Raw genomic sequence first — 11,276 nt, forward strand, 5'->3', positions numbered from 1 at the left:
TCTCCTCGACAGGGGGCGCGCCGGCGCGGCTGGAGCCGGTGTCGAAGCGGGAGCGGGCCCCGGCGGCTTCTTCTGGGGCCGTCCCGCTCGGCGTCAGTGATCCGACTCGATCCTAACTTAGACTATGTCTAAACTAAGAAGCCGTCCAGTGTCAGTGGTGCCACTCTCGTTTGTCCTGCTAGAGTGGTGTTCGACTTCCTGATGAGAGAACGGCATGAGCGACCTGGTAACCCGACTGCGGCGCCACAACTGGCGCATCACCCCTCAGCGACGCGTCATCGCCGAGACGCTGGAGGGTTCCCACGTGCACTACACCGCCGAGGAGATCCTCGAACGCGCCTGCGAGCGCATGCCCGAGCTCTCCCGCGCCACCGTCTACAACACCCTCAACGAGATGGTCGCCCTCGGCGAGATCCTCGAACTCACCCTCGAAGGCCGCTCCAAGCGCTACGACCCCAACGCCGACCACGAGCACCACCACCTCATCTGCGAGGGCTGCGGCCTCATGAAGGACGTCCACGCCGTCGGCAACCCCGTCGACTGGCTCCCCGGCGACGAGCGCCACGGCTTCACCGTCACCCGCGCCTCCATCACCTACCGCGGGCTCTGCCCCGAGTGCCAGGCCGCCGCCTAATCCCGTAGTCCTCTAAGGAGTGGTTCGGCCCCTCCCGCACGGATAGGCTCTTGCCCATGACGCTGCCCAAGGAGCCCTGGAAGTCCGACATCTGGCGCGCCCGCCCCGCCTTCCTCTACTCGCGTCGCCCCATCGCCCGCTACGTCGGCCGCCCCGCCGCCGAGTTCCTCAAGATCGAGCCCGCCGCCGGCCTCGTCCTCGTCGCCTGCGCCGTGATCGCCATGCTCTGGGCCAACTCGCCCTGGTCCGCGTCCTATGACGCCGTCTGGGGCCTCGACATCACCCTCAGCCTCGGCGACTTCGAACTCCACCACACCCTCAAGGACTGGATCAACGACGGCCTCATGGCCGTGTTCTTCTTCGTCGTCGGCATGGAGATCAAGAGCGAGATCGTCTCCGGCGAACTCTCCGACCCCCGCAACGCCGTCCCCCCGATCGCCGCCGCCGTCGGCGGCATGGCCGCCCCCGCCCTCATCTACGCCGCCCTCAACACCGGCACCCCCGGCGCCCACGGCTGGGGCATCCCTATGGCCACCGACATCGCCTTCGCCCTCGGCGTCCTCGCCCTCTTCGGCTCCCGCATCCCCGCCGCCGCCAAGGTCTTCCTCCTCACCCTCGCCATCGTCGACGACCTCGGCGCCATCGCCGTCATCGCCGTCTTCTACACCGACGACCTCTCGATGCCCTGGCTCGCCGCCGCCGGCGCCCTCATCGCCCTCGCGATCCTCATGCGCGTCCTCAACGTCTGGTCCTCCGCCGTCTACCTCGTCATCGGCGTCCTCCTGTGGGTCGCCGTCCTCGAATCCGGCGTCCACGCCACCATCGCCGGCGTCGCCATGGGCCTCATCATCGCCGCCAAGCCCCTCCTCGACCCCGCCGTCGCCCACGCCGAGGCCCAGGAGCTCGCCAAGGACGGCCTCACCGTCGCCGAGACCGAGCGCCTCGTCAAGCTCACCCGCGACGCCCAGCCGCCCGCCGAACGCCTCCAGCACCGCAACCACGAGTTCTCCGCGTTCGTCGTCCTGCCGCTGTTCGCGCTGGCCAACGCCGGGATCCCGCTCTCGGGCGACCTGTTCGCGGCGGCCGCGGGCTCGGCGGTGACCCTCGGGATCGTGCTCGGCCTCGTCGTCGGCAAGACCGCGGGGATCACGCTCACCACCTGGATCGTGGTGAAACTGGGCCTGGGGCGGATGCCGGGCGGCACGACCTGGCCGCTCCTCGTCTCGATCGCGGCGATCGCGGGCATCGGGTTCACCGTGGCCCTGTTCATCACCGAGCTCGCGTTCCACTCCGGCGACCCGACGCTGACGTACGAGGGGAAGATCGGCGTCCTCGCCGCCTCGCTCCTGGCGGCCGTCATCGGCGGGATCGCCGTCCACCTCACCGCGCCCCGCACGCCACGTGAGGACGATTCCGACCCGGTCATGGAGGGCGCAGGGGAGGCGGGGTTAGGCTTGGGACTGCTTTTCACGAGCGACTCGACCCTAGAGTGAGGACCCGCATTGGCTCCGCAGAATCTGATGTCACAGCCTCCGGCGACGCACATGCCCGAGGACACCGAGGCCAGGAAGTACCTCGACGAGCACTCGCCCGAGGACACCGTCCGCCACTACCCGTGGTTCTGCGCCGCGTGGGCGCGGCTGGCGAAGAACGCCCTGGAGTCGGGCGACGACGTCACCGCCTACGCCTTCGCCCGCACCGGGTACCACCGCGGGCTCGACCAGCTGCGCCGCAGCGGCTGGAAGGGGCACGGCCCGATCCCCTGGGAGCACAAGCCCAACCGCGGATTCCTCAAGTCGCTCCACCAGCTCTCGCGCGCGGCAGCCGCGATCGGCGAGGCCGACGAGGCCGCCCGCTGCGCCCAGTTCCTGCGCGACTCGGACCCGGCCGCGGCCGACGCCCTCACCTGATCTTCGAAAGCGCGGAACGGCCGGGAAGCGAGGGCTTCCCGGCCGTTCTCCGTCTATTCGGCTATGCGAGGAAGATCTGCCCGTCCTCCACGGTGATCTCCACAGAGGTCAGTCCGGTCTCGGCCGGGCCCTGCTCCAGCTCCCCTTCGAGGGAGAACTGCGAGCCGTGGTTGGGGCAGATGATCGTCCCCTCCGCGTCCGGCGGGTTCACGGTGGTGCCCATGTGCGGGCAGGCCGCCGAGAACGCGAGGAACTCGTCGGCGCTCGGCTGGGTGATGACGGTGTCGTCGACGACGATCCCGCCGCCCTCCGGCACGTCGGTGGTCGCGGCGATCGCCGAGCCCGAGTCCCCCGTCGAACCCGTGGTCTCGTCGGACGTCCCCCCGGTCGTCGCGTCCGAGCTCGAATCCGTGGACGGCGACTCCGCCGTCCCGCACGCGGCCAGCGCGCCCGCGGCGCCGAGCCCGGCCAGGCCGCACATCAGCCCGCGCCGCGAGGCGAGGACCCGCTGCGCGAGGTCGCTTCCGGTCTTGCTGTCGGTCATGTCTGAGCTCCTTCTCAAGCGGCCCGCCCGCCCGTGTGGACGGTCCCATGGCAGCCTGCAAGCCATGCGAGAGGTATCAGGCCGCGGCGGCAACGCTACTGCCGAAGAGCCGAGCTTGTCATGGTTCGGGGGAGAAACTCAAGACCTTTAGTTGAAGTTTTCAGTAAACTCACAGGGGGCGACCGACGCCCCGGCCGCCCCCTGAGCCTCTACAGCCCCATGGACCTCGCGATGAGCATCCGCTGGACCTCGTTGGTGCCCTCACCGATCTCCAGGACCTTGCAGTCCCGCCAGGCGCGCGCCACCGGCGTCTCGTTCATGAACCCGTAACCGCCGAAGATCTGCGTCGCCTCCCGCGCGTTGTCGACCGCCGCCATCGACGCGTGCAGCTTCGCCAGCGCCGCATCGGTCCCGAACGGCTCCCCGGCCTCCGCCTTGAGCGCCGCGTCCTGCCAGGCCAGGCGCGAGGTGTGGGCGCGCAGCCGCATGTCGGCGAGCATGAACGCGATCGACTGGTTCTCGGCGATCGGCCGCCCGAACGCCTCCCGCTCCTTCGCGTGCGCGAGCGCCTCGTCCAGGCACCCCTGCGCCGACCCGGTCGCGAGGGCCGCGATCGCGACGCGCCCGGAGTCGAGCAGTTCGAGGAACTGCACGAAGCCGCGCCCGCGCTGGCCGATCAGGTTCGCCTCGGGCACGCGGCAGTCGTCGAAGTACACGGGCCGGGTGTCGGAGGCCCGCCAGCCGACCTTGGAGTACTCGGGCCCGATCTGGAGCCCGGGGGTGCCGGGCTCGACGGCGATGCAGGAGACCTCGCCGGGCCCGGTCTGGGCGGTGGTGATGATCAGGTCGGTCATGGCCGTGCCGGCGTTGGTGATGAAGCACTTCGCGCCGTCGATGACCCACTCGCCGTTCTCCAGGCGGGCCTTGGTGTCGGTGTGCCCGGCGTCGGTGCCGCCCCCGGGCTCGGTGAGCGCGAACGCGACCAGGCCCTGCCCGGCGGCGAGGTTCGGGAGCCACTTCTCCTGCTGCGCCGCCGTTCCGAACTTGGCGATCGCCTCCGCGCCGAGCGTCACGGACGCCTCGACGGTGACGGCGACCGACGCGTCGACGCGGGCGATCTCCTCCAGGGCGAGGCCGAGCATGAACAGGCCCTGGCCCGCGCCGCCGTGCTCCTCGGGGAGGGTGACGCCGAGGACGCCGAGCTTGCCGAGGCCCCGGACGAGCTCGATCGGGAACTCCCCGCGCTCGTAGAAGTCGCCGATGACGGGGCGGATCTGCTCCTGCGCGTACGAGCGCACGGCGGCGGCGAATTCGGTCTGCTCCAGGTCGAGTTTCATGGCTGCTCTCCTACACCGGTGTGATCGGGTGTCTGCGGTCGGCGAACCGGCGGTCCTTGTGGGTCAGCCGGCGGTATCGGGCGATGAGGTCATCGCGGAGGCCCTCGGGGGCGAGGACGTCGTCGACGACGAGTTCCCCTGCGAGCCTTCGCAGGTCGACGTCGGCTTCGTATTCGGCGCGGCGGTCGGCGACGAACTGCTCCCGCTTGGCGGGGTCGTCGATCGCGGCGATCTTGTTGGCGTACACGGCGTTGACGGCGGCCTCGGCGCCCATGACGGCGATGCGGGCGGTCGGCAGCGCGAGGACGGCGTCGGACCCGAACGCGGGTCCGGCCATCGCGTACAGGCCTGCGCCGTAGGCCTTGCGGACCACGACGCAGATCTTCGGTACGGTGGCCTCGGCGACGGCGGCGATCATCTTGGCGCCGTGGCGGATGATCCCGGAGTGCTCGACGGCGGAGCCGACCATGAACCCGGGGACGTCGGCGAGGAACAGCAGCGGCACGTTGAACGCGTCGCAGGTGTTCACGAACCTCGCGGCCTTGTCGGCCGAGTCGGAGAACAGCACCCCGCCGCGGACCGCGGAGTTGTTGGCGACGATCCCCACGGGGCGGCCGTCGAGGCGCGCGAACGCGGTCATCAGCTCGCCGGCCCAGCGGGCCTGCACTTCGAGGACCGAGTCCCGGTCGACGAGGCCTTTCACGAAGTCGTGCATGTCGAACGGCGCCGACTCGCTCGGCGGGATCACCGCGGCCAGGTCGACGGGGAGCGCGGGGCGGGCGGCGCGCACCGGCGCGGGCTGCGTCCAGTTCGACGGCAGGTAGGAGAGCCAGCGCCGCACGTCGGCGATGGCCTCGTCCTCGTTGCGGCACAGGAAGTGCCCGACGCCGGACTGCTCGCAGTGGACGCGGGCGCCGCCCATTTCTTCGAGGGTGGTCTTCTCGCCGGTGACCATCTCGACCATGCGGGGGCTGCCGAGGTACATGGAGGCGTTGCCGTCGACCATGGCGACGATGTCGCAGAACGCGGGGATGTAGGCGCCGCCGGCGGCGCTGGGGCCGAAGAGCGCGCACGCCTGCGGGATCTTCCCGGAGGCGCGGACCTGCTCGTGGAAGATGCGACCGGCGCCGCGGCGGCCGGGGAACAGCTGCACCTGGTCGGTGATGCGGGCGCCGGCGGAGTCGACGAGGTAGACGATCGGGTGCTGCTCCAGCTGGGCGGCCTCGATGGTCCGGATGATCTTCTCGACGGTGCGCGCGCCCCAGGACCCGGCCTTGACGGTGGAGTCGTTGGCGACCAGGCGCACGGGCCGGCCCTGGACGGTGGCGGTGCCGACGACGACGCCGTCGGCGGGGAGCGTCGGGTCGGGGTTGGCCCACAGGGCGTCCTCGCGGAACGAGTCGGGGTCGCACAGCCGCCGGATGCGCTCCCGGGCGTGGTACTTGCCCGCGGCGGCCGCGGCCTGGTGGTACTTCTCGGCCCCGCCGCGCTCGATCCGCTCGCGTTCGGCCGGGTAGTCCCCGCTGAAGTCCACGACGCCGTCCTCCTTGACGATCAATCCCTTAACGATCGTTAAGGTAGTGCAATCGTGGCATGGGACCGCCCCCCTGTCAACGGATCTCCGACCCCCGCCATTCACCGAATCAGCACTGTCGGACCCCCGCGGCACCCTTGGAACCGGGGGCGCCTGCGAACGCCCGATTCCTCCGCATTCACGTTCCGCCCCGGACCCTCACCGTTGACCCGGGCCTTCTACCCTCGATGCGACACCCCCTCCGCCCCCGTCCCCGGAGTCCCATGAGCGCCACCTCCACCGCCGAACCCGCGGCCGGTCCGGACCGGACCGCCGCGGCCGCCGCCCGGCCCGCGCGCCTGCGCGAGATCGACGGGCTCCGCGGCCTCGCGATCGCCGTCATCGCCGTGTACCACATCTGGTTCGACCGCGTCTCCGGCGGCGTCGACATCTTCCTGCTCATGTCCGGCTTCTTCATCACCGCCGGGTTCCTCCGCTCGGCCGACGCCGGCCGCGGCCTCGCCTACCTCCCCTACGCCGCCCGCATCGTCCGCCGCATCTTCCCGCCCGCGCTCGTCGTCGCCGCCGCGACCGTCCTCATGGTCTTCCTGTGGCTCCCGCGCGCGACCTGGGCCCAGCAGCTCGGCGACATCGCCGCCTCCGCGCTCTACTACGGCAACTGGAACCTCGCCGCCCATTCCGTCGACTACCTGTCCTCGAACAACGGCGCGAGCATCGTCCAGCACTACTGGTCCCTCGGCGTCCAGACCCAGTTCTACCTCCTCTGGCCGGTCCTCGTCGGCCTCGTCCTGTGGGCCGCCCGCCGCACCGGCCTGCCGCCGATGCGCACCGTCGCCGCCGTCCTCGCCCTCGTCCTCGCCGCCTCGTTCGCGTTCGCGCTGTGGGAGACCGCGACGAACCAGGCGTTCGCGTACTTCGACACGCGCGCCCGCATCTGGCAGTTCGCCGCCGGCGGCCTCCTCGCCCTCACCCTCCGCCCCTCGGTGCGCGGATGGACCAGTCGCATCCCCGGCCCGCTCGCCGCGGTCCTCGGCTGGTCCGGCGTCGCCGTCCTCGTCGGCGCCGGCGCGTTCCTCGAATCCACGCAGTTCCCCGGCTGGGCCGCGCTCGCGCCCGTCGCCGGCGCCTGCGCCGTCATCCTCGCCGCGACCGCCGCCCCCGGCAGGGGCGCGGGCCGCCTGCTCAACACCTGGCCGCTCCAGCGCCTCGGCACCCTCTCCTACACGCTCTACCTGTGGCACTGGCCGATCCTCGTCTGCTACCTGACCGCCACCGGACGCGACACCGCGACCCTCCCCGGCGGCCTCGCCATCCTCGCCGCCGCCACGGCCCTCGCCGTCCTCACCCACTGGGCCGTCGAGCTGCGCCTGCCCGCCTCCGGCCTCGGCCAGCGGACCGCCCGCGGCGCGTTCGCGCTCGGTGCCGCCTGCATCGCCCTCGTCCTCGCCGCCTGCGCCTCGATGACCTGGTACATCGCCCACGAGCGGGCCCGCCTCGCCGAGGCCGCCACCGACCCCGCGGTCTACCCCGGCGCGGCCGCGCTCGCCGAGGACCTCGACCTCCCCGAGGCCGACTTCGCGCCCTCGACCCTCGACGCCGCCACCGACTACGACCCGGCGCTCTCGGGCGACTGCAACGTCACCATGGAGGGCTACGAGCCGATCCGCTGCGACTTCGGCACCGCCGAGGACGAGGCCGCCGCCACGGTCGTCATGTACGGCGGCTCCAAGATCTGGCAGTGGCTCCCCGCCGTCCTCGAAGCCGCCGAGTCGCAGAACTGGCACGTCGTCGCCTACACCAAGAACGCGTGCATCATCGAGACCGGCCAGGAGGGCCTCGGCGAGGAGCGGTACCGCTCCTGCGCGGCCTGGAACGACGCCGTCGTCGCCGAGATCGACGCGATCGGGCCCGACCTCGTCTTCACCTACGGCTCGCGCGTCGGCTACGAGGCCTACGAGACCTTCCCCGACTACACCGACCGCTACGAGCAGCTCCTCGCCACCGGCACCGCCGTCGCCGTCGTCCGCGACACCCCGAGCCCGCGCTTCGACATCCCCATGTGCGTCGACCTGCACGGACCCGACTCCGCCGAATGCACCGTCGACCGCGACTCCTACTACGACGCGGGCGCCTTCGCAGCGCTCGACGTCCCCGAGGGCGTCCACAAGATCGACCTCACCGACTACATCTGCGGCCCCGAGGCCTGCGCGCCCGTCGTCGGCAACATGCTCGTCTACCGCGACGACGCCCACCTGACCAACACGTACGCCGCCACCCTCGGCCCCTACCTCGAAGCCGAGCTCGCCGCGGCCCTCGGATAGCCGAAAGGCCCGGTCCCCAGGGACCGGGCCTCCGAAGCGGACTTACGCGGTGACGGCGTCCAAGGCGATCTCCACCATTTCCGAGAACGACTCCTGCCGGTCCGCGGCGGGCAGCTCGGTGCCCTTGAGGATGTGGTCCGAGATCGTGCACAGCGCCAGCGCCCGCGCCTTGAATTTCGCGGCGAGCGTGTAGATCGCGGCGGCCTCCATCTCGATCGCGAGGATGCCGTAGTCGGCGAGCTTGGCCTCGACCTCGGGCGCGTCCGTGTAGAACGTGTCCGACGAGTACAGCTGCCCCACATGCAGGTTGATGCCCCGCGCGGCGGCGGCGTCGACGGCGCCGCGCAGCAGGCCGAAGTCGGCGACCGGCGCGTAGTCGACCACGCCGTTGAAGCGGATGCGGTTCATCGACGAGTTCGTCGACGCCCCGATGCCCGCCACGACGTCGCGCAGCTCGATGTCGTCGTGGATCGCGCCCGCGGAGCCCACCCGGACCACGGTCTTGACGCCGTACACGTCCAGCAGCTCGTGCGTGTAGATCGAGGCCGACGGCTGGCCCATCCCCGTGCCCTGGACCGACACGCGCTTGCCCTTGTACGTGCCGGTGAACCCGAACATGTTCCGCACCTCCGAGTAGCACTCGGCGTCGGTGAGGAAGGTCTCGGCGATCCACTTCGCGCGCAGCGGGTCCCCGGGAAGGAGGACGCTCTCGGCGATGTCGCCGGGCTCGGCGGAGATGTGTGCAGTCATGCCGCCAGCCTCTCATAAACATCCCATGAATTTGCGGAGACCACCTGTGAGGTGGATCGCGCGATCCCGGTTTGAGGACCCCGACGGGGATCCGGTAACGTTTTCGGCGGTGGCGTGTCCGAGCGGCCGAAGGAGCTCGCCTCGAAAGCGAGTGTTGGGTAACCCTCAACCGTGGGTTCAAATCCCACCGCCACCGCCAACGTCCGAACGCCGGGTCTCCTCATCGAGGCCCGGCGTTCGCCGTTCCGGGCGGCCTCCGGTTAGGCTGTCGAATCTCCGAAGCGGCCGGTGCGGGCCGCGCGACCTCGAAGGGCGGACCGGGTGGGCAAGACGGGTGCGAAGATCTACAGCGGCGTCGTCATCGCCGCCTCCCTCATCCTGGCCGGGATCCTGCTCCTCCACCGGTTCATCCCCAACCGCTGGTACAACCTCGGCAGCCTCATCGAGACGTTCCTGCCCTGGTTCGGCATCGGCGTCCCGGTCCTCATCGTCCTGGCCGCGGTCCGCCGCCGCCCGCTCGCGATCGTCTGCTCGATCCTGCCCGCGCTCGTGTGGTTCCAGATGTACGCGGGCCTCATCCCCGACAAGCACGACGGCGACGGCGACTTCCGGGTCGTCGCGCACAACGTGAACGCCGAGAACACCGACACCGCCGCGACGGCCGCGACGCTCCTCGCCGCCGCTCCCGACGTCATCGTCCTCGTCGAGCTCACCGAGGACCAGCGCCTGGCCTGGGCCGACCTCCTCGACGCCGACTACGAGTACTCCGCGGCGTACGGCACGGTCGCCCTCTGGTCGACCTACCCGATCACCGAGTCGAACGAGGTCGACCTCAACCTCGGCTGGGCCCGCGCCTTCCGCGCCGCGATCGACATCGACGGCGAGCCGGTCGCGTTCTACGTCGCCCACCTCCTGTCGGTGCGCGTCAACACCGAGGGCTTCACCTCCGAGCAGCGCAACCAGACCGCGACGCTCCTGGGCGAGGCGATCGCCGACGAGGACCTCGAACGGGTGGTCCTCGCGGGGGACCTGAACGGCACCGTCCAGGACCGCTCGCTCGCGCCCATCACGTACCAGCTCGAATCCGCGCAGGCCTCCGCCGGGAAGGGCTTCGGGTTCACCTGGCCGGCCGACACGCCTATGGCCCGGATCGACCAGGTCCTCTACCGGGGCCTGAACGCGACCGGCTCCGACGTGCTCGACGCGACCGCCTCGGACCACCGCCCGGTGCAGGCCGACTTCTCCTTCTGACCCGGTGCAACTCCGGGCGGCCCCTGCGGCGTCTTGCTGACGTGACCGAAGACGACGCCACGCTGATCCTGCCCACCGTCACCGCGGAGGGCTCCGTGGACGACACCGCCGTGTTCGCGCGCGTCGAGGACGCCCGCCCGGAGGTCGACCCTGCCTCGCGGGCGCTCATCGAGCTCGACGGCGTCGGCATGACCTACCCGGGCCCGCCCCCGGTCGAGGCCCTCAAGCCCGTGCAGCTCAAGGTCGGCGACGGCGAGTACGTCGCGATCGTCGGCCCCTCCGGCTCGGGCAAGTCGACCCTGCTCAACCTGCTGGGCCTGCTCGACGCCCCCACGTCCGGCACGTACTGGCTCGACGGGCACGACACGTCGACGATGAAGGAGTCGATGCGCACGCGCCTGCGCGCGGACAAGATCGGCTTCATCTTCCAGTCGTTCCACCTCATGTCCCACCGCACCGCGACCGAGAACGTGGCGATGTCCCTGGTCTACCAGGGGATCCCGCGCCGCCGGCGCCGCCAGATCGCCCGCGAGAAGCTCGAACTCGTCGGCCTCGGCCACCGCCTCGACGCGCTCCCGACGACCCTGTCGGGCGGCGAGCGCCAGCGCGTCGCCATCGCCCGCGCCCTCGCGGCCGAGCCGAGCCTGCTGCTGTGCGACGAGCCCACCGGCAACCTCGACTCGCACACCGCCGACGCGGTCCTGGCCACGATCGACGAGCTCCACTCCGGGGGCCTGACGGTCCTGATGATCACCCACGACCACGACGTCGCCGAGCGCGCGCAGCGCGCGGTGACGATCCGCGACGGCGAACTGCGCGAAGGCAACCACATCGGCGACGAGCGCGTCCCGACCGACCACCCCGGTCCCGGCACGCTCGTGATGCCGCGGGCGCAGTAGCGCCCGACCGAGCTTTACACCCTCCCAAGGAAAACGAGGGCCCGCGCCGAAAGGCGCGGGCCCTCTTCCGTTGTCCGTTCCGTCCGGACCCTTTCG

General features: G+C 71.1%; 10 protein-coding genes and 1 tRNA gene. 7 read left to right on the forward strand and 4 right to left on the reverse strand.

Annotated elements, in window-relative coordinates; all coding sequences use genetic code 11:
* Window positions 1-214 precede the first annotated feature (214 nt).
* From DI269_RS05995 to DI269_RS06005, 3 genes are read left to right on the forward strand one after another with little or no spacing between them, the layout of a single operon-like run.
* Complete coding sequence (locus DI269_RS05995; RefSeq protein ID WP_112134202.1) at window positions 215-634, forward strand: Fur family transcriptional regulator; 420 nt, start codon at window positions 215-217, stop codon at window positions 632-634.
* Between the two features lie 56 nt (window positions 635-690).
* On the forward strand, window positions 691-2,127 hold the full coding sequence (nhaA, locus tag DI269_RS06000) for a Na+/H+ antiporter NhaA (RefSeq protein WP_112134203.1): 1,437 nt from the start codon (window positions 691-693) through the stop codon (window positions 2,125-2,127).
* 27 nt (window positions 2,128-2,154) lie between these two features.
* A complete protein-coding gene (locus DI269_RS06005; RefSeq protein ID WP_112134204.1) occupies window positions 2,155-2,544 on the forward strand; it encodes a DUF3151 domain-containing protein in 390 nt (129 codons plus the stop codon).
* 61 nt (window positions 2,545-2,605) lie between these two features.
* On the opposite strand, the gene DI269_RS06010 is transcribed toward DI269_RS06005, so the two are convergent.
* The 3 genes from DI269_RS06010 to DI269_RS06020 all read right to left on the reverse strand — a co-directional run bounded on the left by DI269_RS06010 (window position 2,606) and on the right by DI269_RS06020 (window position 5,959).
* Window positions 2,606-3,088, reverse strand: a complete 483-nt coding sequence (locus tag DI269_RS06010) for a Rieske (2Fe-2S) protein (protein ID WP_157974786.1) — start codon at window positions 3,086-3,088, stop codon at window positions 2,606-2,608.
* A gap of 209 nt (window positions 3,089-3,297) precedes the next feature.
* On the reverse strand, window positions 3,298-4,425 hold the full coding sequence (locus DI269_RS06015) for an acyl-CoA dehydrogenase family protein (RefSeq protein ID WP_112134206.1): 1,128 nt from the start codon (window positions 4,423-4,425) through the stop codon (window positions 3,298-3,300).
* 10 nt (window positions 4,426-4,435) lie between these two features.
* Window positions 4,436-5,959 carry an acyl-CoA carboxylase subunit beta gene (locus DI269_RS06020; protein ID WP_112134246.1) on the reverse strand — a complete coding sequence of 508 codons (1,524 nt, stop codon included), beginning with the start codon at window positions 5,957-5,959 and terminating at the stop codon, window positions 4,436-4,438.
* A 263-nt stretch (window positions 5,960-6,222) separates the two neighbouring features.
* Between DI269_RS06020 and DI269_RS06025 the strand changes: the two genes are divergently transcribed.
* Complete coding sequence (locus tag DI269_RS06025; protein ID WP_198667197.1) at window positions 6,223-8,280, forward strand: acyltransferase family protein; 2,058 nt, start codon at window positions 6,223-6,225, stop codon at window positions 8,278-8,280.
* A 42-nt stretch (window positions 8,281-8,322) separates the two neighbouring features.
* On the opposite strand, the gene deoD is transcribed toward DI269_RS06025, so the two are convergent.
* Window positions 8,323-9,030 carry a purine-nucleoside phosphorylase gene (deoD, locus tag DI269_RS06030; protein ID WP_112134208.1) on the reverse strand — a complete coding sequence of 236 codons (708 nt, stop codon included), beginning with the start codon at window positions 9,028-9,030 and terminating at the stop codon, window positions 8,323-8,325.
* Window positions 9,031-9,138: 108 nt separating this feature from the next.
* On the opposite strand from deoD, the gene DI269_RS06035 reads away from it, so the two are divergent.
* The 3 genes from DI269_RS06035 to DI269_RS06045 all read left to right on the forward strand — a co-directional run bounded on the left by DI269_RS06035 (window position 9,139) and on the right by DI269_RS06045 (window position 11,180).
* Window positions 9,139-9,229: transfer RNA gene (locus DI269_RS06035), tRNA-Ser, on the forward strand.
* Window positions 9,230-9,351: 122 nt separating this feature from the next.
* Window positions 9,352-10,281 carry an endonuclease/exonuclease/phosphatase family protein gene (locus tag DI269_RS06040; protein WP_232822645.1) on the forward strand — a complete coding sequence of 310 codons (930 nt, stop codon included), beginning with the start codon at window positions 9,352-9,354 and terminating at the stop codon, window positions 10,279-10,281.
* A 188-nt stretch (window positions 10,282-10,469) separates the two neighbouring features.
* Window positions 10,470-11,180, forward strand: coding sequence for an ABC transporter ATP-binding protein (locus DI269_RS06045; protein WP_112134247.1), 711 nt, complete (start codon window positions 10,470-10,472; stop codon window positions 11,178-11,180).
* Window positions 11,181-11,276 lie beyond the last annotated feature (96 nt).

The organism is Glycomyces dulcitolivorans (assembly GCF_003265355.1).
GTDB classification, from domain to species: domain Bacteria; phylum Actinomycetota; class Actinomycetes; order Mycobacteriales; family Micromonosporaceae; genus Glycomyces; species Glycomyces dulcitolivorans.

Bases quoted from the DNA above. Each gene is read 5' to 3' on its own strand.
- DI269_RS06010 (WP_157974786.1), bottom strand. From the start codon at position 3,088: ATGACCGACAGCAAGACCGGAAGCGACCTCGCGCAGCGGGTCCTCGCC.
- DI269_RS06005 (WP_112134204.1), top strand. From the start codon at position 2,155: ATGTCACAGCCTCCGGCGACGCACATGCCCGAGGACACCGAGGCCAGG.
- DI269_RS06045 (WP_112134247.1), top strand. From the start codon at position 10,470: ATGACCTACCCGGGCCCGCCCCCGGTCGAGGCCCTCAAGCCCGTGCAG.
- DI269_RS05995 (WP_112134202.1), top strand. From the start codon at position 215: ATGAGCGACCTGGTAACCCGACTGCGGCGCCACAACTGGCGCATCACC.
- nhaA (WP_112134203.1), top strand. From the start codon at position 691: ATGACGCTGCCCAAGGAGCCCTGGAAGTCCGACATCTGGCGCGCCCGC.
- deoD (WP_112134208.1), bottom strand. From the start codon at position 9,030: ATGACTGCACACATCTCCGCCGAGCCCGGCGACATCGCCGAGAGCGTC.
- DI269_RS06025 (WP_198667197.1), top strand. From the start codon at position 6,223: ATGAGCGCCACCTCCACCGCCGAACCCGCGGCCGGTCCGGACCGGACC.
- DI269_RS06015 (WP_112134206.1), bottom strand. From the start codon at position 4,425: ATGAAACTCGACCTGGAGCAGACCGAATTCGCCGCCGCCGTGCGCTCG.